Origin of the sequence: Kitasatospora sp. NPDC018619 (assembly GCF_044391605.1) — a bacterium.
Classification (GTDB): Bacteria; Actinomycetota; Actinomycetes; order Streptomycetales; family Streptomycetaceae; genus Kitasatospora.
Genome location: NZ_JBISAI010000026.1, coordinates 1 through 24,050, shown reverse-complemented (window position 1 = coordinate 24,050; position 24,050 = coordinate 1). Strand labels below are relative to the sequence as shown.

Genomic DNA, 24,050 nt, shown 5'->3' with positions numbered 1-24,050 from the left:
CAATCACACCCGCGAGGCGACCAGGGAGCGCAACAGGTCGAGGTCGACCTGCTCCAGCGACGGCAGCACCAGCCGCCCCGGAGCCGGCTCGACGGGCGCCACCGAGGGCACCGCGATCACCGGGCAGCCGGCCGCCTCGCCCGCCCGTACGCCGGTCGGGGTGTCCTCGACCACCACGCAGCGGGCCGGCTCCGCGCCGAGCCTGCGGGCCGCCTCCAGGTACGGGTCGGGGAACGGCTTGGTGCGCGGCACCTCGTCCCCGCCGATGCTGAAGGCGAAGCGCTCGGCGCCCAGCGAGCGCAGCACGACGTCGATCACGTGCCGGTGCGAGGCGGACACCAGGACGGCCGGGATGCCGTGCGCGGCAAGGGTGTTGAGCAGCCGCTCGGCGCCCGGCATGAGCGGCACGCCCCCCGCCAGCAGGTCGACGAAGCGCTGGTTGACCAGCACCCCGAGGTCCGCCGGGGCGATGTCCGCGCCCGTCCGGGCGACCAGGTACTCCATCACCCTGGCCATCGGGCCGCCGACCACGTGGGCGCGGTCCGCCTCGTCCAGCTGGTGGCCCAGCTCGGCGAAGAGCGAGGCCTCGGCCTGCCACCAGAAGTCCTCGGTGTCGACCAGCGTCCCGTCCATGTCCAGCAGCACCGCCTGGAGCCCGCGGCCGTCCCCGTGGTCGAGGATGCGCGTGGCGGTGGGGCTGGTCGTCATGGCAGGGGTCCTTCCGGCAGGCCCGGGGCGGCCCCGGGGAAGGCACGGGCCGGCCCGCAGGTGAGCGGACCGGCCCGTTCAGGATCATCAAGGATACGCCCGCTCCGTCCGGAAGGAGCGAACGCGACGCGAACCGCGCGTTACCGGGCGTTGAAGTACTTCGCCTCGGGGTGGTGGATCACGATCGCGTCGGTGGACTGCTCCGGGTGGAGCTGGAACTCCTCGGAGAGAACCACGCCGATCCGCTCCGGCCTCAGCAGCTCGGCGATCTTGGCCCGGTCCTCCAGCTCGGGGCAGGCCCCGTAGCCGAGCGAGAAGCGGGCGCCGCGGTACTTGAGCGCGAACATGTCCTTGACGTCCTGCGGGTCCTCGCCGGAGAAGCCCAGCTCGTAGCGGACCCGCGCGTGCCAGAACTCGGCCAGCGCCTCGGCCAGCTGCACCGAGAGGCCGTGCAGCTCCAGGTAGTCCCGGTAGGAGTTGCCGGCGAACAGCTCGTTGGCCGCCTCCGAGATCCGGTTGCCCATGGTGACCACCTGGAGGCCCACGACGTCCCGCACCCCGGACTCCTCCGGGCGGAAGAAGTCGGCCAGGCAGAGCCGGCGCCCGCGCCGCTGGCGCGGGAAGGTGAAGCGGGTGCGCTCGGTGCCGTCCTCGTGGAAGACGATCAGGTCGTCGCCCTTGGAGTTGGCCGGGTAGTAGCCGTAGACCACGGCGGCCTCCAGCCAGCCCTCGGTCTGCAGGCGGTCCAGCCAGGCCCGCAGCCGCGGCCGGCCCTCGGTCTCCACCAGCTCCTCGTACGTGGGGCCCTCGCCGGTACGGGAGGCCTTCAGGCCCCACTGCCCCTTGAACAGCGCGTCCTCGTCCAGCCAGGAGGCGTAGTCCGCGAACGGGATGCCCTTGACGATCCGGTCGCCCCAGAACGGCGGGGTGGGCACGGTGTTGTCGACGGCGACGTCGGAGCGGATCTGGCCGAGGTTGACCTCGGGCTCCGGCTCCGCCACCTCGACCCGGGCGTGCCGGCGCTGCTTGAGCTCCGGCAGGGCCGCGCCGGGCACGCCGCGCTTGACCGCGATCAGCGCGTCCATCAGCCGCAGGCCCTCGAAGGCGTCCCGGGCGTAGCGGACCTCGCCCTCGTAGATCTCGTGCAGGTCCTGCTCGACGTAGGCCCGGGTGAGCGCCGCGCCGCCGAGGATCACCGGGAAGCTCGCGGCCAGCTTGCGCTGGTTCAGCTCCTCCAGGTTCTCCTTCATGATCACCGTGGACTTCACCAGCAGGCCCGACATCCCGATGACGTCCGCGTTGTGCTCCTGCGCGGCGTCCAGGATCGCCGAGACGGGCTGCTTGATGCCCAGGTTGACCACGTTGTAGCCGTTGTTGGACAGGATGATGTCGACCAGGTTCTTGCCGATGTCGTGGACGTCGCCCTTGACGGTGGCCAGCACGATGGTGCCCTTGCCCTCGCTGTCGGACTTCTCCATGTGCGGCTCCAGGTGGGCCACCGCGGTCTTCATCACCTCGGCGGACTGGAGCACGAACGGCAGCTGCATCTGGCCGGAGCCGAAGAGCTCGCCGACCACCTTCATGCCGGCCAGCAGGGTGTCGTTGATGATCTCCAGCGCGGGGCGCACGGTCAGCGCCTCGTCCAGGTCGGCCTCCAGGCCGGCCCGCTCGCCGTCGATGATCCGGCGCTGCAGTCGCTCCTCCAGCGGGAGGGCGGCCAGCTCCTCGGCCTTGGAGGCCTTCACCGAGGCGGTGGAGACGCCCTCGAACAGCTCCAGCAGGCGCTGCAGCGGGTCGTAGCCGTCCCGGCGGCGGTCGTAGACCAGGTCGAGCGCGGCCTCGCGCTGGTCCTCCGGGATGCGGGAGATCGGCAGGATCTTGGAGGCGTGCACGATCGCCGAGTCCAGGCCCGCCTCGACGCACTCGTGCAGGAAGACCGAGTTGAGCACCACCCGGGCGGCCGGGTTGAGGCCGAAGGAGATGTTGGACAGGCCGAGCGTGGTCTGCACCTTCGGGTGGCGGCGCTTGAGCTCGCGGATCGCCTCGATGGTCTCGATGCCGTCCCGGCGGGACTCCTCCTGGCCGGTGGCCAGGGTGAAGGTGAGGCAGTCGACCAGGATCGAGCCCTCGTCGATGCCGTAGTCGGTGGTGAGTTCGGCGATCAGCCGCTCGGCGATCGCGACCTTCAGCTCGGCGGTGCGGGCCTGGCCCTGCTCGTCGATGGTCAGCGCGATCAGGCCGGCGCCGTGCTCGCGGGCCAGCGAGGCGATCTTCGCGAAGCGCGAGTCCGGGGCGTTGCCGTCCTCGTAGTTGACCGAGTTGAGCACCGCGCGGCCGCCGAGCGCCTCCAGGCCGGCCTGGAGCACGGGCGGCTCGGTGGAGTCCAGCACGATCGGCAGGGTGGAGGCGGTGGCCAGCCGGCCGGCGATCTCCTTCATGTCGGCGACGCCGTCGCGGCCGACGTAGTCCACGCAGAGGTCCAGCAGGTGGGAGCCGTCCCGGATCTGGTCGCGGGCGATCTCCACGCAGGCCTGCCAGTCGCCGGCCAGCATCGACTCGCGGAACTTCTTCGAGCCGTTGGCGTTGGTGCGCTCGCCGATCGCCAGGTACGAGGTGTCCTGGCGGAACGGCACGGCCTGGTAGAGCGAGGCCGCCGAGGGCTCGGGCTTCGGGTCGCGCGCGGCGATCGGGCGGCCCTGGACCCGCTCGACCACCTGCCGCAGGTGCTCGGGGGTGGTGCCGCAGCAGCCGCCGACCAGCGAGAGGCCGTACTCGCGGGTGAACACGTCGTGGGCGTCGGCCAGCTCGGCCGGGGAGAGCGGGTAGTGGGCGCCGTCCTTGCCGAGCACCGGCAGGCCCGCGTTCGGCATGCAGGACAGGCCGATCCGCGCGTTCTTGGCCAGGTAGCGCAGGTGCTCGCTCATCTCGGCCGGGCCGGTGGCGCAGTTCAGGCCGATGTAGTCCACGCCGAGCGGCTCCAGCGCGGTGAGCGCGGCGCCGATCTCCGAGCCGAGCAGCATGGTGCCGGTGGTCTCCACCGTCACCTGCACCAACACCGGCAGGTCCAGCCCGGCCTCGGCCAGGGCGCGCTTGGAGCCCAGGATCGCGGCCTTGGTCTGGAGCAGGTCCTGGCTGGTCTCGACCAGCAGGGCGTCGGCGCCGCCGGCGATCAGCCCGGCCGCGTTCTGCTGGAAGCCGTCGCGCAGCGTCCCGTACGGGGCGTGGCCGAGGGTCGGCAGCTTGGTGCCGGGGCCGATCGAGCCGAGCACCCAGCGGGTGCGGCCGTCGGCGGCGGTGTGCGCGTCGGCCACCTCGCGGGCGATCCGGGCGCCGGACTCGGAGAGCTCGAAGATCCGCTCCGAGATGTCGTACTCGCCGAGGGCGCTGAAGTTGGCGCCGAAGGTGTTGGTCTCCACACAGTCCACGCCCACCCCGAAGTAGGCCTCGTGGACGGACCGGACGATGTCCGGGCGGGTGACGTTGAGGACCTCGTTGCAGCCTTCGAGGTTCTGGAAGTCCTCCAGCGTCGGATCCTGCGCCTGGAGCATGGTGCCCATGGCACCGTCGGCGACCACCACCCGGGTGCCGAGCGCTTCACGCAGCGCGTTCGCGCGGCTCTGCTGGGTGATGGACGGGGTGGCTGCTGTGGCCATGGGGCTTCTCCCTGGTGCGACGGCTGTCGGCTTTGCGAACCCGCTTGCTCGGGCCCGCACGGGGCCAGGGTATCCGGCCCACGGGTCGGTCCGCCGTCCCATTCCGTATCCTGAGCGCTCGACCGCAAGGGGCGAGCAAGCGGGCGGGCCGGTTCCGGGCCTCCGCGCGGGGCACCGACCGGGCCCCGGAGGCCCCCTTCCGGGCGCCGCGGACCGGCCGCGGCCGGCGTGGACCAGGCGTTCTCACGGCGGCGCGGCGCGGCCGGACGGACGCGGCGGCGCCGGAACCGGGCCGCCCGCGCCCGTCCGGCCAGGGCGCCGGGCACGCCGCGTGGCCGTCCGGACGCCCTCCGCCCCCACCGGCCTGCTGACGGGCCGTCAGCCGGGGCGGGTCGATATCCGCTGGATCGCGGCGGCCCGCTCCCCCACACTGTCCCGGTGCCCGGCCGCGGTGCGCATCAAAGCCCGTAGGCTGGGCAGGTAGGGACCGTGGAGCGCGGCGTTCCACGGGAGACGAGAGGTTCGACAGTCGGCAGCCGGCCGGTCGGCGCCCGGGCAGGCCAGCCGGGGCGGCGCCGGTCCGACCGCCGACCGGAGGGAGACGCTGGGTGATCGAGCTGGAAGATGTTCCCGAATTGATCGACCCGGTGATGGTCTGCGCGTTCGAGGGCTGGAACGATGCGGGCGACGCCGCCTCCGCGGCTCTGGCGCATCTGGACGAGACCTGGGGCGGCAAGGTGATCGCCGCCCTGGACGCGGAGGACTACTACGACTTCCAGGTCAACCGGCCCACGATCTGGCTGGACGGCGGCGTGCGCCGGATCACCTGGCCCACCACCCGGCTCTCGGTGGTCCGGGTGACGGAGCCGACCACCAGGGACGTCGTCCTGGTCCGCGGCATCGAGCCCAGCATGCGCTGGCGCTCGTTCTGCAACGAGCTGCTGGGCTTCGCGCACGAGCTGGGCGTCGAACTGGTGGTGATCCTGGGCGCGCTGCTCGGGGACACCCCGCACAGCCGCCCGGTGCCGGTCAGCGGGGTCACCTCCGACCCCGAGCTCGCCCGCCGGCTGGACCTGGAGGAGAGCCGCTACGAGGGCCCCACCGGCATCGTCGGGGTGCTCCAGGAGGCCTGCACCCACGCCGGGGTGCCGGCCGTGACGCTCTGGGCCGCGGTGCCCCACTACGTCTCGCAGCCCCCGAACCCCAAGGCCACCCTGGCACTGGTCAACAAGCTGGAGGACCTGCTGGACCTGCGCATCCCGCCGGGCGAGCTGGCCGAGGACGCCCGGGCCTGGCAGCTCGGCGTGGACCAGCTGGCCGCCGAGGACAGCGAGGTCGCCGAGTACGTCCAGCAGCTGGAGGAGGCGCAGGACACCGCGGAGCTGCCGGAGGCCTCCGGCGACGCCATCGCCCGCGAGTTCGAGCGCTACCTGCGCCGCCGGGAGAACGTCGGGCCGACCGGCGAGAAGCCGGTGGCCGGGCACGCCACGGCGGAGCGGCCGGCCGATCCGGAGGGCCCGGGCGGCACCCGGGAGAGCCAGGACGGCGCCGAGGAGGAGTAGCCCGCGGGCGGGCGCGGGCCGCACGCGCCGAAGGGGCGTCGGGACGGGAGTCCCGACGCCCCTTCGGCGCGTGGTGCGCGGTCACGGCGCCGGGTTCGGCGCCGCGGGGTGACGGCGCCGGGGTCAGCGCCGCGCGATCACAGCGCGACGCCGAGCAGGGCGTCCACGGTGCGGGTCACCAGGCCGGGCGCGCCGGTGTCGGTGCCGCCCTCGGCCTCCTGCCGGGACGCCCAGCGGTCGACCGCGGCCAGCGCAGCGGGCGCGTCCAGGTCGTTCGCGAGCGCCTCGCGCACCTCGGCGAGCAGCTGCTCGGCCGCGGGGCCGTCCGGGCGGGAGACCGCGGCACGCCAGCGGCCGAGGCGCTCGACGGCCTCGTCCAGGGTGCCCTTGGTCCACTCCCAGTCCGCCCGGTAGTGGTGCGCGAGCAGCGCCAGGCGGATCGCCGCCGGGTCGACGCCCTCGCGGCGCAGCGCCGAGACGAACACCAGGTTGCCGCGGGACTTGGACATCTTGTGGCCGTCCAGGGCGACCATGCCGGCGTGCACGTACGCCTTGGCGTACGGGTGGGTGCCGGTGGCGACCTGGGCGTGCGCGGCGCCCATCTCGTGGTGCGGGAAGGAGAGGTCGCTGCCGCCGCCCTGGATGTCGAAGGACATGCCGAGGTACTGCAGCGCGATGGCGACGCACTCGATGTGCCAGCCGGGGCGGCCGTGGCCGAGCTCGGTGTCCCAGGCGGGCTCGCCCGGGCGGGCGGCCAGCCAGAGCAGGGCGTCCAGCGGGTTGCGCTTCCCGGGGCGGTCCGGGTCGCCGCCGCGCTCGGCGAAGACCGGGCGCATGGCCTCGCGGGTGAGGCCGGAGACCTCGCCGAAGTGCGGGTCGGCGTCGACGGAGAAGTAGATGTCGCCGTCCACGCGGTACGCGGCGCCGGAGGCCAGCAGCTTCTGGACGATCGGGACGATCCACGGGATCGACTCGACGGCGCCGATGTAGTGGGCCGGCGGGAGCATCCGCAGCGCGGTCATGTCCTCGCGGAACAGGGCCGTCTCGCGCTCGGCGAGCGCGGTCCAGTCCTGGCCGGTCTCGACGGCGCGGGCGAGCAGCGGGTCGTCGACGTCGGTCACGTTCTGGATGTACAGGACGTCGTGACCGCCGTCGCGCCAGACGCGCTGCGCCAGGTCGAACGCGTTGTAGGTGGCGGCGTGGCCCATGTGGGTCGCGTCGTAGGGCGTGATGCCGCAGACGTAGATCCGGGCGGTGCCGTCCAGCGGCACGACCTCCCGGACCGTGCCCGCTGCGGTGTCGTGGATGCGGAGGGGGAGCCCCTGACCAGGCAGGGCGGGAACCTCGGAGGCGGGCCAGGCATGCATGGGAACAACTTTAACCTTGCGAACATTTGAAAGCCTAACCAGTCCGGAAGATCGACTGGATTCGCTTCCTGCCATTGCCTGACGGTTTCCCGGCTGGTACTGCACGGAACTGGCGGTTCGTGACGCCCCTCCCCCGGCTCCGGACAGGGTTGAGCGCCCGGCCGGCCCTGCCGCCGACCGGGCGCCCGGCGCCCCCGGGGGACGCGGTCGGAGCCGCTACGACCGCTGCCAGAGGGCCGGCACGTTCGGCGGCTCCCAACCGGCCATGGCGGTGTGCGCCTGGAGGCAGGTGTAGGAGACGCCGGAGTAGGTGACGCGGTCGCCCGCCTTGTACGCGGTGCCCGCGGCCCAGGTGCCGCTCGGCGGCGGCGTGCTGGGGCCACCGGTCGGGGTGGCGGTGGGCGAGGGGCTCGGCGTGCCGGGGGTCTGCGCGACGTTCAGCACGAAGTCGAAGCTCGCCTCCCGGGTCGACCCGTTCTGCCGGACGTTCATCAGCAGCCTGGGGTCGTAGATGGTGTCCGTGTTGTTGCGCGGCTCGCCCGGGAAGTACAGCTGGGTGGTGATGATCGGGCGGCCGGGCGCCTGGAGCTTCACGTGCAGGTGCCGGGTGCGGCCCGGGTAGAGGCCGGGCACGATGGTGTCCAGCTTGTACGCGCCGTTGGCGTCGGTGAACTGGTGGCCGCGGAAGGTGTAGGTGACGTTGTCGTAGTTGCCGCCGTCGTCGGCCTGCCAGAAGTCCAACAGCACCCCGGAGATGGGCCGGCAGGCACGGCCGAAGACGTAGCCGCTGACCACCAGGTGGGTGCCGGGGCCGTCGTTGACCATCGAGCTGCGCAGCGGGGAGTTGGGCTTGAAGTACGGGCCCTCGATCTGCTCGACGGTGGGGGCGTCCCCGTCGTGGCACTCGGGGGTGAAGGCGAGCGGCTCGCCGGTGCCGATCTGGTCCCGGGCCAGGGCGACACCGCCGCCGACCAGCAGCGGGGCAGCCCCTAGCACGGCGGCGGCCTTCAGGACGGTCTTGCGGCTGATCATGCCGTCGGGCGTGGGCATGCGCCGTCTCCTTATCGTGAGGCGGGGGGTGGGGGCGGCCCTTGCCATGGTGGGGGCATGACAAGGGCCGGACCGGTCGCCCGTCCGCGCGCGCCGGGCCGGCCACCGGTGGCCAGCAGCAAAACTACGGGCCGTCCGGCGCGACGGCGATGGACATGATCCGGGGATCGTGGTGATTTCCGTCGACCCTCGCCCGGAACTCCCCCGGGGTCATCCCGGTCTCCCGGCGGAAGAACCGGCAGAAGTACGCCGGGTCGACGAACCCCGCCTCCTTGGCGACCTGACGTATCGTCAGGTCGGTGCAGGCGAGCAGCCGTTTGGCCTCCAGCGTCTGCTGGCGGCGGATCAGCCCGCCGGGGGTGCGGCCGGTGGCCTGCTTGACCAGGGTCTGCAAGTGCCCCGGGGAGACGCCGAGTTCCTGCGCGGTGGAGGCCACCGAGTGCCGCACCCCGCCCGGCCGGGCGATCAACCGGGTGAAGGCGGCGGCCACTTCGGCCGGGCGGCTGGGCACCGCCGGGCGGTCGGCCGGGGCGCAGGCGCGCAGCGCCCGGACGATCAGGATGTGCAGGCTGGCCCGCAGCACACCCTGGTAGCCGGGCCCCCTGGTGCGGTACTCGTGCTCCATGTCGGCGAGCAGCCCGGCGATCGCGTCGGCGTGGTCGCCGAGCGCGAGGGCCGGGCGGGTGGCCAGGGCGCGCAGGGCGGCGAGGTCCTGGGGGTGGCCGAGCAGGAAGTCCTCGTTGAACAGGACGACCCGGCCCGTCAGCTCCTCGGCGTCCGCCCAGTAGTGCACCTGGCCGGGGGTGATCACGCACAACTGCGGGGGCGCCAGCGGCCGGTGGACGAGGTCCAGGACGTGGGCGCCGTGGCCGCCGGTGACGTGGACGATCTCGTAGAAGGAGTGCCGGTGGGGGAAGCCGGCCCGGGAGAGCGGGCCGATCGCGTCGAAGCTGCCGATGGCGAAGGGGAGCAGGTGGGGCAGCGGGACCTGCAGCCGGTGCAACGGCAGGTCCGGCGTGGTTCGGGGGGTGGGGGTGGTCCGTCGCACATCCATCGGAGCAGTGTGCGACCTGTTCCGGGGACAGGTCCAGACCATCTGTCCGCCGATTTCGGCAACCGGTCCAGACCACCCGGCCAACCCGGTCGGCCGCCCGCCGGCCGCCGCCCACGCCCTAGACCGGCGGCCAGGGGATCGCGGGCCAGTCCTCCGACGGCAGCGGGTGCCGGCCGGAGCCGCGCAGTCCCGCCACCCGGGCCCGGGTGGCGTCCAGTTCGGCCGCCGTCAGGTGCGGGGCGAGCCGCTCGGCGAGCTCGCCGTCCAGCTGCTCGGCCAGCCGCGCGAGCACCTCCAGCGCCTCGTCCGGCAGCCGGTCCCCGGCCCAGCCCCAGAGCAGGGTGCGCAGCTTGCCCTCGGTGTTGAAGGTGACGCCGTGGTCGATCCCGTACACCCGGCCGTCCGCGGCCGGAATCAGGTGGCCGCCCTTGCGGTCGGCGTTGTTGAGCACCGCGTCCAGGACGGCGAGCCGGCGCAGCCGCCCGTCGTCGTGGTGCACCAGCAGCGCCGTCCGCCCGCCCTCGACCTCGGCCCGGACGATCGGCAGCCAGCCCTCCTCCGGGCCGCGCGGGTCCTGGAGCGCGAGCAGCGGCTCGGCCGCCGGGTCCGGCTCGACCCACAGCTGCACCATGCCGGGCCCGTGCGGGCCCTCGCGCAGCACGGTGGGCGGGACGAGCCCCCAGCCGGTCGCGGCGGACAGCTCGTACGCGGCGACCTCGCGGCCGGCCAGCGTGCCGTCCGGGAAGTCCCACAGCGGGCGCTCGCCGGCCACCGGCTTGTAGACGGCCTGCGCGCTCAGCGAGCCGTGCGCGACCGTGCAGTACAGCGCGGCGTTGGACGCGTCGGTGAGCCGGCCGTGCACGGTCAGCTCGCCCTGGCGCAGCAGGGCGAGGGCGGTCGGCACGTCGGCGGCCAGCGCGGCGGCCGCCGTCGGGTCCGCCTGCGGCGGGGTCTCGGTGTTCAGCGCCGGTAGCCGTTCGCGCGCGGGCACAGGTGGCCCTCCGGGTCCAGCGGCAGGTTGCAGAACGGGCAGGGCTTGCGGCCGGCCGAGACCAGGTCCAGCGCGCGCTTGGCGAACACCCGGGCCATCGCGCCGGACAGCCGCACCCGCAGCATGTCCGGGCCGTTCTCGTCGTCGGTGAAGACCGCCTCGGCGCCCTCCTCCTCGTCCTCGACCAGCGCCTGCGCCTCGACCACCAGGCAGGCGTCCACGCTGTCCCAGGCCAGGGCCATGGTGCCGACCCGGAACTCCTGCTCCAGCGGGAGGTCCAGCGGGGCGGTGTCGAGCAGGTCCCGCGGGGCGGCGGCCGGGATGGCGGCGTCGCCGCCGCTGCGCCGCAGCGCCTCGTCCAGGACCTCCTCGATGCGCTCGGCGAGCGCCGCGACCTGGGTCTTCTCCAGCAGCACGCTGGTGATCCGGCCCCGGGCACTGGCCTGGAGGTAGAACGCCCGGGCACCGGGCTGGCCGACGGTGCCGGCCACGAACCGCTCGGGCTGGTCGTAGAAGAAGACCTGACGGGGCACGCTCTCGCTCCGGATCGTGTCGGTCGGCGCGGTTCCGCCGAGGGCGGAGCGCGGCCGGATGGACTCGTAAGTCACCCTACGACCTCCGGGCTCCGGCCGGGGAGCCGAGCCTGCGGCCGCGGGCGGATGGCACCCGGGGAGGTGGGCGGTGCCGCCCGGACGGGGCCGCCCCGGTCGGCCCGTCGGGGGCGCGGTTCAGACGGCTCCGCCGACCACCGCGTCGCCGGCCGGGGTGGCCGCGGCCGGGGCGGGCCCCGGGGCGAGCGAGGCGAGGTCGCCGGTGTCGCCCATCCTGAGCACGAAGGGCCGCTGCGGGGTGTAGCGGATCGCGGTGACCGAGCAGGGCTCGACGCTGATCCGCTGGAAGTGGTCCAGGTGCAGCCCGAGCGCGTCGGCCACCACGGCCTTGATCACGTCCCCGTGCGAGCAGGCGATCCAGACCGCGTCCTCGCCGTGCTCGGCGGCGATCGTCCGGTTCCACCCGCGCACCGCGTCCACCGTGCGGTGGCTCAGCTCGCGCAGAGACTCCCCGCCGGGGAAGGCGGCACCGGCGGCGTGGTCCTGCACGGTGCGCCAGAGCGGCTCCTTGGCCAGCTCGGCCAGCGGGCGGCCGGTCCAGTCGCCGTAGTGGCACTCCCCCAGCCGCTCGTCCTCGTCCGGCGGCCCCAGCTCGGGCCGGACCGCCAGCAGCGGCTCCAGCGTCTGTCGACAGCGCTCCAGCGGGCTGCTGACCGCCCGTACCAGCGGGATCGCGGCCAGCCGACCGGCCAGCGCGGCGGCCTGCGCCCGCCCGGTGTCGTCGAGGTCCACGCCGGGGGTCCAACCGGCCAGGATCCCGGCGGTGTTCGCGGTGGAGCGGCCGTGGCGGACGAGCAGCAGGGTGGGCATGGGGTCAGCCTACGGCCTCCGGACGCGGGCGCGGGAGCGGGTCCGCCGGTCGTGCTGCCCGCGCGGCCCGCCCGCCCCGCCCGTCCGCACGGCGCCGCGAGCGGCCGCCACGGACCGGCGGCACCCGGATCCGTGCCGGACGGCGCCACTCGGGTGACAATGGCCCGCATGATCGTCCACTGCGCCGCCTACCACCACGGCCGACGGCTCGACGCTCCCGAGGACCCGGGCGGCGCGCTCGCCGCCGCCCGCACGGCCGGCCCCGAGGGCTTCGTCTGGATAGGCCTCTTCGAGCCCACCGCCGAGGAACTCGACAGCGTCGGCAGGGAGTTCGGGCTGCACCCGCTGGCCGTCGAGGACGCCGTCAGCGCCCACCAGCGCCCCAAGGTGGAGGCCTACCAGGGCTCGCTGTTCGTCGCCCTCAAGACCCTCGGCTACCACCCCGGCGGGCACGTCGTGACGGTCGGCGAGGTGATGGCCTTCCTCGGCCCGGACTTCGTGATGACCGTCCGGCACGGCGAGGACAGCCCGCTCGGCGGCCTGCGGGCGGCCCTGGAGGAGGACCCGGCACGGCTGCGCCACGGGCCCAGCTCGGTGCTGCACGCGGTCTGCGACACCGTCGTGGACGGCTACATGGAGGTCGCCGCCGCGCTCCAGACCGACCTGGACGAGCTGGAGGCGGACATCTTCTCCCCCGCCCGGGTCGGCCGCGACACCGCCGGGCGGATCTACGGCTACAAGCGCCAGGTGATGTCCGTGCGCCGGGCCACCGGCCCGCTGCTGGAGCCGATGCTGGCCCTGCAGCGCGGCGCCCGCTTCGTCACCCCCGAGGTCGCGCCCTACCTGCGGGACGTCGCGGACCACCTGGCCCGGGTGAACGACCAGGTGGACGGCATGGACCGGCTGCTCTCCGACATCCTGAACGCCAACCTGGCGCAGGTCAGCGTCCAGCAGAACAACGACATGCGGAAGATCTCCGCCTGGGCGGCGCTGGCCGCGGTGCCGACGATGATCGCGGGCGTCTACGGGATGAACTTCGAGCACATGCCCGAGCTGCACCAGGTCTGGGGGTACCCGGCGGTGCTGGTGCTGATGGCGGTGGTCTGCGCGGTGCTGCACCGGGTGTTCAAGCGGCACGACTGGCTGTAGCCCGCCGTGCCGCCCGCCCGCCGCGGGGTCACGCCAGCCCGGCGCGCTCCAGGGCCTCGACACCGGTGCGCAGCGCCCGGATCCGCTCGTCCAGGGTGAGCCCGGCCGGGGCCAGGGTGAGGGTGCTGACACCCGCCTCGGCGTAGGCCTGCATCCGGTCGGCGATCCGGGCGGTGTCGCCGATCAGCGAGGTGGCGTCGACCAGGTCGTGCGGGACGGCGGCCGCCGCGCCCGCGTAGTCCCGGGCGAGGTACTTCTCCTGCACCTCGTCGGCGGCCTGCTCGTAGCCCATCCGCCGGGCGAGCTGGTTGTAGAAGTTCTTCTCCTTGCTGCCCATGCCGCCGATGTAGAGCGCGGCGTACGAGCGCAGGGCGTCGACGCCCGCCGTGACGTCCTCGCCGACCGCGAGGTTCACGGTCGGGCAGAGGTCGAAGCCCTCCAGCGTCCTCCCGGCCCTGGCACGGCCGGCCGTCAGCGGGGCGAGGGAGAGCGCGGCGTGCTCGGGCGAGAAGAAGATGCCGAGCCAGCCGTCGGCGATCTCACCGGTCAGCTCCAGGTTCTTCGGGCCGATCGCGGCGATGTACAGCGGGATGTGCTCGCGCACCGGGTGCACGGTGAGCTTGATCGGCTTGCCGGGGCCACCGGGCAGCGGCAGCGTCCAGTGCGCGCCCTCGTGCACGAGGCGCTCACGGGACATCGCCTTGCGGATGATCTCCACGTACTCGCGGGTGCGGGCGAGCGGCTTGTCGAACTTCACCCCGTACCAGCCCTCGGACACCTGCGGGCCGGAGACGCCGAGGCCGAGCCGGAACCGGCCGCCGGACAGGGTGTCCAGGGTCGCGGCGGTCATCGCGGTCATGGCCGGGGTGCGGGCCGGGATCTGGAAGATGGCCGAGCCGACGTCGATCCGCTCGGTCTTCGCGGCCACGAAGCTGAGCACCGTCGCGGCGTCCGAGCCGTACGCCTCCGCGGCCCAGCAGACCGAGTAGCCCAGCCGGTCCGCCTCCTGGGCCACGGCGATGTTGTCGGCGTCCATGCCGAGCCCCCAGTAGCCGAGGTTGATCCCGAGTCGCATCTGCCGCACCTTCCAGTGGGTTGGGGTTGCCAGCGAGGGTAGCCGCGCCCGCGCCGAACATGCTACTGACGGGTAGGGGTGGGGTGGGTCACACCTGTGCTGTTGATCGTTCTGCGGGTCGGCACCCCTGTCCGCGCACCGGCCGCTACGCTCTGCCGACGTGGGGAGCACTCTTCCCACCTGCGCGTTCACAGGGCTGCCGGGTCTCCCGCGGCCACTGGCCAGTGAAGGACCCGTCCGATGGAAAAGCGTCACCTCGGCCGTACCGGCCTTCAGGTCTCCCGGCTCGGCCTCGGCACCATGACCTGGGGCCGCGACACCGACGAACAGGAGGCCGGCGAGCAGCTCAAGGAGTTCGTCGACGCCGGCGGCAACCTGGTCGACACCGCCGACGTCTACGCGGACGGCGGCGCCGAGTACCTGCTCTCGCGGCTCACCGAGAGCCTGGTCCCCCGCTCCGAGCTCGTCATCGCCACCAAGGCCGGCAGCGTCCCCGCGTCCGCCCGCCGCTTCGACGGCTCGCGCGGCCACCTGCTGGGCGCCCTGGACGCCTCGCTGCGCCGGCTCGGCACCGACTACGTCGACCTGTGGCAGGTGCACTCCTTCGACCCGGTTACCCCGGTCGAGGAGACGCTCAGTGCCCTCGACATCGCCGTCTCGTCCGGGCGCGCCCGCTACGTCGGCGTCTGCGACTTCAGCGGCTGGCAGCTCGCCAAGGCCGCCGCCTGGCAGCGCGCCCACCACGGGCGGGTGCCGCTGGCCGGGGCGCAGCTGGAGTACTCGCTGCTCCAGCGCGGCATCGAGCGGGAGGCGCTGCCCGCCGCGCTGGACGGCGGGGTCGGGGTGCTGGCCGGCTCCCCGCTCGGGCGCGGGGTGCTCACCGGCAAGTACCGGCACGGCGTCCCGCAGGACTCCCGCGGCGCCTCCGCGGACCTCTCCGCCTTCGTCCAGCCGTACCTCGGGGAGCGCTCGCGGCGGATCGTGGACGCCCTCGCCACCGCCGCCGACGGGCTCGCCAGCAGCCCGCTGGCCGTCGCGCTGGCCTGGGTCAGGGACCGGCCGGGGGTGGCGAGCGCCCTGGTCGGCGCACGGACGACGGCCCAGCTCCAGGCGGCGCTGTCGGTGGAGGCGCTTACGCTTCCGGATGAGATCCGTGGCGCACTGGACGACATCTCGTCGCCGGTGCACCGCTACCCGGACCAGGGGTGGACCGAGCTGTGACCCCCGGCCCGGGGTGTCGAGCAGAACCTGCAGTGGAGTGACCTTTGGAGCGGACGACGATGACGGACACGGGGAACGGCGCTCCGGAGGTGACCTCCGGGGCCCGGCTGACCCCGGAGCAGAAGGCGGCGAAGTTCGCGGAGCTGGCCCAGCGGATCCGCGGCATGCAGCCGCCGGAGGCCGCGGCGAGCGCCGCGCGGGCGGGTGCCGCCCGCGCGGAGGCCTCGATGGCGGAGGCCGCCGCGGAGGAGGCCCCGGCGGAGGACGCCCCGGCGGAGGGGACCCCGGCGGAGGAGGCCCCGGCGGAGGGGACCCCCGCGGAGGAGGCCCCCGCGGAGGGGATCGCGGGAAAGGGGGCCCCGGCGGACGGGGCCCCCGCGGCGGAGGCCCGGGAGCCCGAGGGGCCCGAGCCGACTCCCCCGGCCGCCCCGGCTCCGGCTCGCGCCCCGGCTGCTGCCCAGGCCGCTCCGGCCGCGCCCGCCCCGGTGGTGTCCGACCGACAGCGCGCCGAGGCGCTCCGCGCCACCGCCGAGGTGCTGACCGCCGGCGGCGCCCCGGCCGAGCTGGCGGCCGCCGCCGTGGCCGCGCTCGGCGAGGAGGCGCCCGCGCGGCTGCGCGCGGACCCGTGGGCGGTGCTGGGCCTGCCCGGCGTGCGTCCCGAACACGCGGACGGCTTCGCCCGGGAGCTGCTCGGCTCCGACGCCGGCCCGGGCGACGCGCGCCGGGCCCGGGCGCTGGTGCCGTGGCTGCTGGAGCAGGCGGCGCTGCGCGGGCACTCGGCCCTGGAGCTCGCCGAGGTGGCGGCCGGGCTCGACCGGCTCCGGATGCCCGAGCCGGCCGCCGCGATCCAGGCCGCCGTCGAGGACGGGCGGGTGCTCTCCTTCCAGGAGGAGCTGTCCGGCCCCGAGGCGCGCCCGGCGGGCGGCGACGAGGAGGACGAGGCACCGTCCCGGACGCTGCTCGGGCTGGCCGGGCTGGCGATGGCGGAGGACAGCCTCGCCGAGAAGCTGCTCCAGCTGATGGCCACGTTCACCCCGGGCGAGGACCCCGACGCACCCGAGGCCTCCGACCCCGCCGGGGCCTCCGACAGCGAGGAGGCCGAACCGGCCGAGGAGGCCGGGCCGGCCCAGGCCGAGGGCCCTGCCGCCCCCGGCCCGAGCGCCTGGGCGGCCGCCGCCGAGGCCGCCTCGTCCTCCTCCGCGACCGCCCTGATCAAGGCCGTCGCCGACAGCGCCGTGGTGCTGCACACCGGCGGCGAGGCGGCCCGCGCCGAGCCGGTGGCACTGGTCACCGCAGCCCGCGGCCTCGGCCTGCGGGCCTGGGCCGCCACCTGGACCGACCAGGGCCGGGACTCCCTCGCCGCGCTCGGCGGCACCGGGGCCGGGGCCGCCGTCGTCACCCTCGCCGAACTGCTCTCCGGCACCGCCGGCCCCGGCCGCGCCCCGGACGGCACCCTCGCCCTGGACCTGCTGGTCGTGCTGGACGCCCCGCTGCTGGACGTCGAGCTGGCCGCCACCGTCCTGGAGTCGCTGGCCGACGGCACCCGGCTGGTGCTCAGCGGCGATCCGGGCCAGCTCTGGTCGGCCGGCCCCGGCCGGTTCTTCGCGGACCTGCTGGCCGCCAAGGCCTGCCCGGCGGTCGCCTCCCGCACCCCGGACTTCGGCCCGATCGGCGAACTGGTCTCCGGCGTCGGCGTCGGCGAGCTCCAGCCGGTCGAGGCGCCGGACAAGGAGGTGGTCCTCCTGACCGCCAAGGACGCCGGGGAGGCCGTCCACCGCGCCGTCCAGCTGCTCACCGACTCCATTCCGCGCGCGCTGGGCATCCCGGCCGAGCAGGTGGTGCTGCTCACCGCGGGCCACGGCGGCCCGGCCGGTACCCGCGCGCTGAACGCCGCCGCCAAGGCCCGGCTCAACCCCGGCCCCGGCCGGTTCGGCGGCTTCGACCCGGGCGACCGGGTGGTCGACTCCCCCGCCCCCGGCACCACCCGCCCGGCCCGGGTGCTGGACGGCGACGCCACCGGTCTGCACCTGGAGTACCCGGACGGCTCGCGCCGTACCGTCCCGCCGGCCGAGGCCGCCAGGCTGCGGCACGGCTGGGCACTGACCGTCCACCAGGCGCTCGGCCGGCGCTGGCCGGGCGCGGTCGTGGTGGTCCCGGAGGACGCCGCCCCGGTGCTCACCCGGCAGTGGGTCTACACCGCCTTCGGCCGCGGCGAGCGGCACCTGTCCGTGGTGCACGCGGCGGGCCCGGCGCTCGCCCAGGCCGTCGCCGAGCGCCCGGCGCAGCCGCGCACCACCCGGCTGCGCGCGGTCCTCGCCGAGAACGCCGCCGCCTCGGCGTACTGACCGCGGCGCGGGCGCGGAACGCGCGACGGGCGGGCCCGGTGGCACCGGGCCCGCCCGTCGGCCGTCCCGGACGGCGTCAGTCGTCCGGGTCCTCGTCGTCGTAGACCTCGCTCACGTCGAACCGGCAGATCAGCAGCTCGGGATCGGCGTGCTCGAAGGGCTCCGGCAGCCACTCGCCCGGCTCGGTCGGCTCCGCGGCCGCGACCCAGAGCGTGGAGTCGGCCTCCTCCAGGCCGAACTCCTCGGCGCGGGCGGCGATCTCGTCGGGCTCGTACTCGCCGAACAGCACACCGATCGCGGTGTTCACCCCGCCCGCTCCGTCGGCACCGCCGGGGGTCAGCGACTCGTCCAACCGCTCGGCCTGGGCGCGCAGCCGCTTGGGGTCGACGACGTGGTAGTCGCGGCGGATCAACACGCTGATCGCCTCGGGCTGGTCGGGGCCGTGGTACCCGCCGGGGCCCTCGTCCCCGGGGATCTCGAAGGGCGTGACCTCGTCGTACGCCTCGTACAGGAGCTGGTCGTAGGCGATGGCCGCCGTCGCGAGCTGCTCGTAGGCGGCGGAGACGGCGGGATCATCGGCTGCGTTGGGGCTTGACACCGCTTCCAGATGACGGTCGATGGCGGCCTTGACCGCCTCAGCGGCGGCGCGTACCTCGGCAATGGTGGGCTGCGCGGCATCAGACATGGTGCAGACGCTATCTCCCCGCGGCGTCGGTACGCACAGCGGTTGTCACCTACACCCGCGATTTCACCGCAACTTCCGCCCTGATGTCCGATCCCTTCCCTTTCGTCCCCACGCGCCACCGGCGCGAAGAGGGCGCGCAGGGCACGCAGTGGGCCCGCCGAGGCCGTCCGGGTGCCGCTTCGCGCGCCGGGGACGGGGTATCCCCTCCACGGCGGCAGCAGGACTGATGCACTGTCAGTCGACGACCCGGGCCGCTGTCCTTCGGGCCGCTCCCTCCGCGCGGGAGGACGGCCGGAAATGCCCGGGCCGACTGTCCGGGGCAGGCCGTAGGCTTGCCTGAAGGTGATCCCCAGGAGGAGCGTTTTGACCCCACGGAAGCCGGTCCGGCAGCCGGAGTACGAGTACCAGTCCCTGCGCATGCCGCGCGGCACGACGCGCAACGCGGCGCGCCAACTGCTCACCGAGCACGCCGAGTACGGGCACTGGGAGCTCGACCGGCTGAGGCTGTTCCCCGACGGCAGCCGGACGGTCCGGCTGAAGCGGCGGATCATCCGGCAGGTCCGGAGCTGGTGACGGGCCGGGCGCGGTGGCCCCGCCGCCCGGGCCGCCCGGAGCCCTCACGCACCGGCGGCCGCCCGGTGAACGGGCGGCCGCGGGTGCGTTCCTCTCCGGGTCAGCGGGCGCCGGCCCGGGCCCGGCGGTAGAGCACGCCGCCGCCGAGCAGCAGCGCGAGGCCGGCGGCCCCGAGCAGCTCGACGCCGCCGGCGCCGGTGGAGGCCAGCTGGGCGGTCGGCGCCGGAGCGGCGAGCGGAGCCGCGGCGGGGGGCTCGACGGCGGTGGCCGCGGTGGCCGTGGCCCCGGTGCGCGCGACGTTCGCCACCTCCCGCTCGGCGGAGACCTGCGGCGGCGTCGGGCAGGCCTCGTCGCAGCCCTCGACCGGCGGCTTCGGGGCGACCTTCTCCACGTTGGCGCAGTCGTTGCCGAAGGCCGGGTTGCCGACCCCGACCACGTTCACCGAGTTGCCGCACGCGTTGACCGGGACGTCCACCGGCGCCTGGACGCTGTTGCCGGAGATCACGCCCGGCGAGTTGGCGGTGACGCCGGAGGCCCCGGCCCCCGGGACGGAGGTGCCGGGCACGGCGGCACCGGGGACGGCGGTGCCGGGAAGGCCGGCGCCCGGCAGGCCGGTCACCTGGCTCCCCCCGGTGCCGGAGCCGTCGACCGTGCCGGGGCCACCGCCGGTGGTGCCGCCGCCCGTGACGCCCGAGCCGCCGGGCCGGCCGCTCTGGACGGGCTTGGCCGCCGTGTGGCCGCCGCCGTTGACGTTGGCGCAGCGGTTGCCGAAGGACGGGTTCAGCAAGCCGATCAGGTCGACCGTGTTGCCGCAGGCGTTGATCGGCACCTCGATCGGCACCTGGACCGAGTTGCCCGAGACCACACCGGCTGAGCCGGCGGCCACCCCCTGCGCCTCGGCGCCACCCGCGTAGGCGTAGCCGGCGGTCGAGGCCAGCACACTGCCGGTGGCCACGGCCGTGAGGATCCCCTTCTTGGCTACATTCCTCATGTTTTCCCCTGACATTTCGAGATGACGTGTCGACTTGACATGAACCTTGCAAGAAAGTCGGAATTTCGGTATATCCGTAAATCACGCAAGGGCTTCGGCTGCACACGAGTTAACGAGAGCCCCACGGGGAGGTTGAGCCGAACCTCTCGGCTTCACCCGATCGAGCGATCGTGTCGCTCCCGGTGTATCCACGGGTCCACGGGCCGACCGGACACGGTCCGGACCGGTACGGGCGGACGGCCGCCGACCGGGGCGGACCGGCCGGTGGACCGCCGGGAACGCGAACGCCCCCGGCGCGGCGCGTCCGCCACCCGGGGGCCGGTCCGAACCGGCTCAACGGGCCCCGTCGGCCCGGAGCGCGGCTCAGACGTTGGCGCAGTGGTTCCCGAAGGTCGGGTTCAGCACGCCGACGACGCTGACGGTGTTGCCGCAGAAGTTGACCGGGATGTGCACCGGAACCTGGATCTGGTTGCCCGAGAGCACGCCCGGGGAGCCGGCGGCCACACCCTCGGTGCCCGCGTGAGCGGACGCGACACCGGCGGCGGCCAGCACCAGGCCACCGGTGGCGGCGGTGACAGCGGCGATCTTCTTGACCTTCATCGTTCCTCCTGTATGGACAACGCAACCCGTTCGGCGGGCTGCACAGGGATGAACGACGCTGCGGCCGAACGGGGTACGGAGTGGATCTCCCATTCACCCGCAACGGTGAGGCCTCGCACAATTGATCAGCTTGGAATCACTAGCAGAATCGCTTCTGTCGATCTCCTTTTCCCGGTCCCACAATCATCAGCTCGGACAATGCGGTCGGCCCGCCCCCGGCACTCCGGGAGCGGGCCGACCCAGTCGCCTGATCAGTCGTTCAGCAGGCGTCGATGAAGCGGTCCAGCACCCGGACGCCGAACTTCAGGCCGTCCACCGGCACCCGCTCGTCCACGCCGTGGAACATCCCGGCGAAGTCCAGCTCCGGCGGCAGCTGCAACGGCGCGAAGCCGAAGCAGCGGATGCCCAGGTCCTGGAAGGACTTGGCGTCCGTGCCGCCCGACAGGCAGTACGGCACCGCACGGGCGATCGGGTCCTCGGCGCGCAGCGCGGTCTGCATCGCCTCGACCAGGGCGCCGTCGAAGCCGGTCTCGATCGCCTTGTCCGAGTGCAGGCTCTCGCGCTTCACGCGCGGGCCGAGCACGCTGTCCAGCTCGGCCAGGAACTCCTCCTCGTAGCCGGGCAGGAAGCGTCCGTCCACGTGCGCGGTGGCCTGACCGGGGATCACGTTCACCTTGTAGCCGGCTCCGAGCATGGTCGGCTGGGCGGTGTTGCGCAGCGTGGTGCCGATCATCTTGGCGATGCCGCCGAGGACCCGCAGCGTCTCGTCCATGTTCTCCGGGTCCAGCTCGACCCCGAGCGCGTCCGACAGCTCGTCCAGGAAGGCCCGGACGGTCTTGGTGATCCGCAGCGGGAACTGGTGCCGGCCGAGCCGGGCGACCGCCTCGCACAGCTCGGTGATGGCGTTGTCGTCGTTCTCCATCGAGCCGTGGCCGGCCCGGCCCTCGACCGTCAGGCGCATCCAGTGCATGCCCTTCTCGGCCGTCTCCACCAGGTAGAGGCGCACCTGGTCGTTGACCGTGAAGGAGAAGCCGCCGACCTCGCCGATCGCCTCGGTGACGCCCTCGAACAGCCCCGGGTGCTTGTCCACCAGGAAGCGCGCGCCGTAGGTGCCGCCGGCCTCCTCGTCGGCGAGGAAGGCCAGCACGATGTCGCGCGGGGGCTTGCGCCCGGTGCGCAGCCGGTCGCGGACGACCGCCAGGGTCATCGCGTCCATGTCCTTCATGTCGACGGCGCCGCGCCCCCAGACGCAGCCGTCCGCGATCTCCCCGCCGAACGGGTCGTGGGTCCAGTCCGCGGCGTTGGCGGGCACCACGTCGGTGTGCCCGTGGATCAGCAGGCCCGGACGGGAGCGGTCCTCGCCCTCGATCCGGACCACGGTCGAGGCCCGCCCCTTGGCCGACTCGAAGATCTTCGGTTCGAGGCCGAACTCGGCGAGCTGCTCGGCCACGTACTCGGCCGCCTTGCGCTCCCCCGGCCCGGAGCCGTCCCCGTAGTTGCTGGTGTCGATCCGGATCAGATCGCGACAGATCCCGGCGACCTCCGACTCAGCCGTCACCTTCGGCGCCGCCGACTCGCTCCGCTCGCTCACGGTCACTCCTCGTCTTGGGCCCGCAACCGACGCACCAGCGCGCCACCCCCAGGACCTGCACCCGGGCCGTACGAGCACGTCCGCCCATCCTCCCCCAGGCCCGGATCCCGATCCACCCCCCGCACGGTCCCGAAACCCCCTGGTCACGCCCCCGCCACAGGCCGCCCCCTGCGCCCGCCACCGGGCCCGCACCCGGCCTCGGAACCGTTTTGGGACCCCAAGCCGATCTTTGCTACAGTTACATCTGTCAGCGCGACGGACGAGAGATCGGAAGCCGCGAGGACAACACCCCGTCCGGGTGGCGGAATGGCAGACGCGCTAGCTTGAGGTGCTAGTGCCCTTTATCGGGCGTGGGGGTTCAAGTCCCCCCTCGGACACTGTCGAAGGGCCCCAGATTCGATCTGGGGCCCTTCTGCTTTTCCGATCCTCTGCTCTTCCGGTCCTCGGCTTTTCCTGTCCTCTGCTCTTCCGGTGCGGTTCTCCCGGAACCCGGGTTCCGGGGGCGTGGGCTACCTCACCCGTTCTGCCAGGTGGCGCCCGAGCCCGTGAAGGAGCCGTAGACGCCGGTGTCGTCCGCCCAGATCCAGAAGTCGGCGTGCGAGACCCCGTCGGGGCTGACGGAGGACTCGGTGGCGGCGACGCCGGCACCGTTCTCGTTCGCGATGAACTGGCCCTTGCCGAAGGACGCGTCCAGGCCTTCCTGAGCCGAGGCCAGGCCGGCGCAGCCGATCACGAGCGGGACGGTGAGGGCACCGACGGCCACGACTCGCTTGAGAGCACGCATGAAGATCTCCTCCACGGAGTTTCGGGATTCACGGGCGGCGGTGCCGGTCGGCCCCGCACAGGATTCAGGGAGCCACGCCCCCGATCCCGCCGCAACCGGCGCCCGGACCCGTACGGCCTCACGGCCCGTCAGAAACGCCGTGCCCATCAGCAGAAATACAGTTCGTACGCCCATCTCGTGAATCAGTCGGCCGGAGCACTCCGCGTCACCCCCTGCGGACCGGCTCCCTTGGCGGCCCGACGCCCCCGGCGCTCGCCCCGGGCGGGCCGTCGGCCGGGGCCGTGGCGGACCGCCCCGGGCCGGCCGGGCGGGGCGCTACGGCCGGTGGGCGTCCGTGCCCAACGCGCTCTCGATGCCCTGGACCATCCGCCACAGCGGCGCCCGGCGGCTGGCGACCAGCACCACCACGTCGTCGGACTCGCCCTCGGCCGTGCTCTCGGCCGGGCGGTCGCCCCAGGTGCCGGTGACGAAGGCCATCGCCGCGTCCACCTCGGCCACCCAGTCGCTCTGACCGCCCGAGCGCAGCCAGGTGCGCAGGGCGTGGTTGTGGGCGGCGACGACGGCCGCGGCGATCACGTCCGCCCGCAGCGGGCCGTCCGGACGGTCGGCGAAGCGGCCGCGCAGGTAGGCCGCCAGGGTGTGCTCGTAGCGCCAGACCACGGACAGCTCGTACGCCCGCAGGCCCGGCACCTTGCGGGTCAGGCGGTAGCGCTGGACGGAGAAGGACGGCTGTTCGGCGTACATCCGCAGGACCAGGCGGGCGGCGTCGCAGGCGTGCCGGACCGGGTCCTCCTCGCCGGAGCCGGACTCCAGGAACTCCGTCATCTCGGCGAGACTGCGCTCGTGGTCGGGGAAGACCACGTCCTCCTTGGCCGGGAAGTAGCGGAAGAAGGAGCGCCGGCCGACACCGGCCAGCGAGACGATGTCGTCGACGGTCGTCTGTTCGAAGCCGCGCTCCAGGAAGAGCTCGAAGGCCGCGGCCACCAGCGCCTCGCGCATCGCCGGCTTCGAGGGCCCGTCAGTCATGGGCTGGTCCTGCTCTTCCTTCTCGCTCATTCTCCGGAACCTAGCATCGGCACGACGGGTCGGCCCCGACGGTCGGCCGGCTGCTCCGGTCGGCCGTCGGGGCGCGTCGGTGCGGGTTACGGGAGGTTGCGGGCCATCACGATCCGCTGGACCTGGTTGGTCCCCTCGTAGATCTGCGTGATCTTCGCGTCCCGCATCATCCGC

Annotated in this window: 21 protein-coding genes and 1 tRNA gene; 6 read left to right on the top strand and 16 right to left on the bottom strand. The window is 74.0% G+C overall.

Annotated elements, in window-relative coordinates; genetic code table 11:
- Nucleotides 1–3: 3 nt before the first annotated feature.
- Nucleotides 4–708, bottom strand: coding sequence for an HAD family hydrolase (locus ACH5AR_RS30090; RefSeq protein WP_396304688.1), 705 nt, complete (start codon nt 706–708; stop codon nt 4–6).
- A gap of 140 nt (nt 709–848) precedes the next feature.
- Entirely contained in the window at nt 849–4,361 is a 3,513-nt protein-coding gene (metH, locus tag ACH5AR_RS30085; RefSeq protein WP_396304687.1) for a methionine synthase, read from the bottom strand.
- 608 nt (nt 4,362–4,969) lie between these two features.
- Here metH and ACH5AR_RS30080 point away from each other — a divergent pair.
- Entirely contained in the window at nt 4,970–5,923 is a 954-nt protein-coding gene (locus tag ACH5AR_RS30080; protein ID WP_396304686.1) for a PAC2 family protein, read from the top strand.
- A gap of 137 nt (nt 5,924–6,060) precedes the next feature.
- Here the strand turns inward: ACH5AR_RS30080 and mshC are convergent, their stop codons facing one another.
- The 6 genes from mshC to ACH5AR_RS30050 form a co-directional block, all read right to left on the bottom strand.
- Nucleotides 6,061–7,290 (bottom strand): cysteine--1-D-myo-inosityl 2-amino-2-deoxy-alpha-D-glucopyranoside ligase, encoded by a 1,230-nt coding sequence (gene mshC / locus ACH5AR_RS30075; protein WP_396304685.1) that lies wholly within the window; start codon nt 7,288–7,290, stop codon nt 6,061–6,063.
- A 216-nt stretch (nt 7,291–7,506) separates the two neighbouring features.
- A complete protein-coding gene (locus ACH5AR_RS30070; protein WP_396304684.1) occupies nt 7,507–8,340 on the bottom strand; it encodes a carbohydrate-binding protein in 834 nt (277 codons plus the stop codon).
- A gap of 124 nt (nt 8,341–8,464) precedes the next feature.
- Nucleotides 8,465–9,394 carry an AraC family transcriptional regulator gene (locus ACH5AR_RS30065; RefSeq protein WP_396304683.1) on the bottom strand — a complete coding sequence of 310 codons (930 nt, stop codon included), beginning with the start codon at nt 9,392–9,394 and terminating at the stop codon, nt 8,465–8,467.
- A 118-nt stretch (nt 9,395–9,512) separates the two neighbouring features.
- Nucleotides 9,513–10,310 (bottom strand): SCO1664 family protein, encoded by a 798-nt coding sequence (locus ACH5AR_RS30060; protein ID WP_396304747.1) that lies wholly within the window; start codon nt 10,308–10,310, stop codon nt 9,513–9,515.
- Between the two features lie 44 nt (nt 10,311–10,354).
- Nucleotides 10,355–10,918 (bottom strand): DUF3090 domain-containing protein, encoded by a 564-nt coding sequence (locus ACH5AR_RS30055; protein WP_396304746.1) that lies wholly within the window; start codon nt 10,916–10,918, stop codon nt 10,355–10,357.
- 195 nt (nt 10,919–11,113) lie between these two features.
- Nucleotides 11,114–11,806 carry an MSMEG_4193 family putative phosphomutase gene (locus ACH5AR_RS30050; RefSeq protein ID WP_396304682.1) on the bottom strand — a complete coding sequence of 231 codons (693 nt, stop codon included), beginning with the start codon at nt 11,804–11,806 and terminating at the stop codon, nt 11,114–11,116.
- 168 nt (nt 11,807–11,974) lie between these two features.
- Here ACH5AR_RS30050 and ACH5AR_RS30045 point away from each other — a divergent pair, with 168 nt between their 5' ends.
- The gene (locus ACH5AR_RS30045) at nt 11,975–12,955 is read left to right on the top strand and encodes a magnesium and cobalt transport protein CorA (RefSeq protein WP_396304681.1); all 981 of its coding nucleotides are present in this window, start codon (nt 11,975–11,977) and stop codon (nt 12,953–12,955) included.
- 28 nt (nt 12,956–12,983) lie between these two features.
- Here ACH5AR_RS30045 and ACH5AR_RS30040 read toward each other — a convergent pair whose 3' ends face one another.
- Complete coding sequence (locus ACH5AR_RS30040) at nt 12,984–14,030, bottom strand: LLM class F420-dependent oxidoreductase (protein ID WP_396304680.1); 1,047 nt, start codon at nt 14,028–14,030, stop codon at nt 12,984–12,986.
- A 240-nt stretch (nt 14,031–14,270) separates the two neighbouring features.
- On the opposite strand from ACH5AR_RS30040, the gene ACH5AR_RS30035 reads away from it, so the two are divergent.
- Entirely contained in the window at nt 14,271–15,251 is a 981-nt protein-coding gene (locus ACH5AR_RS30035; RefSeq protein ID WP_396304679.1) for an aldo/keto reductase, read from the top strand.
- 59 nt (nt 15,252–15,310) lie between these two features.
- Nucleotides 15,311–17,596 (top strand): helix-hairpin-helix domain-containing protein, encoded by a 2,286-nt coding sequence (locus ACH5AR_RS30030; RefSeq protein ID WP_396304678.1) that lies wholly within the window; start codon nt 15,311–15,313, stop codon nt 17,594–17,596.
- 76 nt (nt 17,597–17,672) lie between these two features.
- On the opposite strand, the gene ACH5AR_RS30025 is transcribed toward ACH5AR_RS30030, so the two are convergent.
- Nucleotides 17,673–18,281, bottom strand: coding sequence for a hypothetical protein (locus tag ACH5AR_RS30025; RefSeq protein WP_396304677.1), 609 nt, complete (start codon nt 18,279–18,281; stop codon nt 17,673–17,675).
- A 363-nt stretch (nt 18,282–18,644) separates the two neighbouring features.
- Here ACH5AR_RS30025 and ACH5AR_RS30020 point away from each other — a divergent pair, with 363 nt between their 5' ends.
- Nucleotides 18,645–18,854 (top strand): DUF5703 family protein, encoded by a 210-nt coding sequence (locus ACH5AR_RS30020; RefSeq protein ID WP_224285495.1) that lies wholly within the window; start codon nt 18,645–18,647, stop codon nt 18,852–18,854.
- A gap of 100 nt (nt 18,855–18,954) precedes the next feature.
- Here the strand turns inward: ACH5AR_RS30020 and ACH5AR_RS30015 are convergent, their stop codons facing one another.
- The 3 genes from ACH5AR_RS30015 to ACH5AR_RS30005 all read right to left on the bottom strand — a co-directional run bounded on the left by ACH5AR_RS30015 (nt 18,955) and on the right by ACH5AR_RS30005 (nt 22,036).
- Nucleotides 18,955–19,809, bottom strand: a complete 855-nt coding sequence (locus tag ACH5AR_RS30015) for a chaplin (protein WP_396304676.1) — start codon at nt 19,807–19,809, stop codon at nt 18,955–18,957.
- 399 nt (nt 19,810–20,208) lie between these two features.
- Complete coding sequence (locus ACH5AR_RS30010) at nt 20,209–20,445, bottom strand: chaplin (protein WP_396304675.1); 237 nt, start codon at nt 20,443–20,445, stop codon at nt 20,209–20,211.
- 259 nt (nt 20,446–20,704) lie between these two features.
- Nucleotides 20,705–22,036 carry a M20/M25/M40 family metallo-hydrolase gene (locus ACH5AR_RS30005; RefSeq protein WP_396304674.1) on the bottom strand — a complete coding sequence of 444 codons (1,332 nt, stop codon included), beginning with the start codon at nt 22,034–22,036 and terminating at the stop codon, nt 20,705–20,707.
- A 292-nt stretch (nt 22,037–22,328) separates the two neighbouring features.
- On the opposite strand from ACH5AR_RS30005, the gene ACH5AR_RS30000 reads away from it, so the two are divergent.
- Nucleotides 22,329–22,413 (top strand) — tRNA-Leu (locus ACH5AR_RS30000).
- Nucleotides 22,414–22,550: 137 nt separating this feature from the next.
- Here the strand turns inward: ACH5AR_RS30000 and ACH5AR_RS29995 are convergent.
- The 3 genes from ACH5AR_RS29995 to ACH5AR_RS29985 all read right to left on the bottom strand — a co-directional run.
- Nucleotides 22,551–22,820 (bottom strand): hypothetical protein, encoded by a 270-nt coding sequence (locus ACH5AR_RS29995; protein ID WP_396304673.1) that lies wholly within the window; start codon nt 22,818–22,820, stop codon nt 22,551–22,553.
- A gap of 315 nt (nt 22,821–23,135) precedes the next feature.
- Nucleotides 23,136–23,819: a TetR family transcriptional regulator gene (locus ACH5AR_RS29990; protein ID WP_396304745.1), complete on the bottom strand. Its 684-nt coding sequence runs from the start codon at nt 23,817–23,819 to the stop codon at nt 23,136–23,138.
- A 143-nt stretch (nt 23,820–23,962) separates the two neighbouring features.
- The coding region (locus tag ACH5AR_RS29985; RefSeq protein WP_157846636.1) for an acyl-CoA dehydrogenase family protein at nt 23,963–24,050 on the bottom strand (88 nt) is incomplete at its 5' end.

Bases quoted from the DNA above. Each gene is read 5' to 3' on its own strand.
- ACH5AR_RS30070 (WP_396304684.1), bottom strand. From the start codon at position 8,340: ATGCCCACGCCCGACGGCATGATCAGCCGCAAGACCGTCCTGAAGGCC.
- ACH5AR_RS30090 (WP_396304688.1), bottom strand. From the start codon at position 708: ATGACGACCAGCCCCACCGCCACGCGCATCCTCGACCACGGGGACGGC.
- ACH5AR_RS30045 (WP_396304681.1), top strand. From the start codon at position 11,975: ATGATCGTCCACTGCGCCGCCTACCACCACGGCCGACGGCTCGACGCT.
- metH (WP_396304687.1), bottom strand. From the start codon at position 4,361: ATGGCCACAGCAGCCACCCCGTCCATCACCCAGCAGAGCCGCGCGAAC.
- ACH5AR_RS30030 (WP_396304678.1), top strand. From the start codon at position 15,311: ATGACGGACACGGGGAACGGCGCTCCGGAGGTGACCTCCGGGGCCCGG.
- ACH5AR_RS29990 (WP_396304745.1), bottom strand. From the start codon at position 23,819: ATGCGCGAGGCGCTGGTGGCCGCGGCCTTCGAGCTCTTCCTGGAGCGC.
- ACH5AR_RS30035 (WP_396304679.1), top strand. From the start codon at position 14,271: ATGGAAAAGCGTCACCTCGGCCGTACCGGCCTTCAGGTCTCCCGGCTC.
- ACH5AR_RS30025 (WP_396304677.1), bottom strand. From the start codon at position 18,281: ATGTCTGATGCCGCGCAGCCCACCATTGCCGAGGTACGCGCCGCCGCT.
- ACH5AR_RS30010 (WP_396304675.1), bottom strand. From the start codon at position 20,445: ATGAAGGTCAAGAAGATCGCCGCTGTCACCGCCGCCACCGGTGGCCTG.
- ACH5AR_RS30040 (WP_396304680.1), bottom strand. From the start codon at position 14,030: ATGCGACTCGGGATCAACCTCGGCTACTGGGGGCTCGGCATGGACGCC.
- ACH5AR_RS29995 (WP_396304673.1), bottom strand. From the start codon at position 22,820: ATGCGTGCTCTCAAGCGAGTCGTGGCCGTCGGTGCCCTCACCGTCCCG.
- mshC (WP_396304685.1), bottom strand. From the start codon at position 7,290: ATGCATGCCTGGCCCGCCTCCGAGGTTCCCGCCCTGCCTGGTCAGGGG.
- ACH5AR_RS30065 (WP_396304683.1), bottom strand. From the start codon at position 9,394: ATGGATGTGCGACGGACCACCCCCACCCCCCGAACCACGCCGGACCTG.
- ACH5AR_RS30050 (WP_396304682.1), bottom strand. From the start codon at position 11,806: ATGCCCACCCTGCTGCTCGTCCGCCACGGCCGCTCCACCGCGAACACC.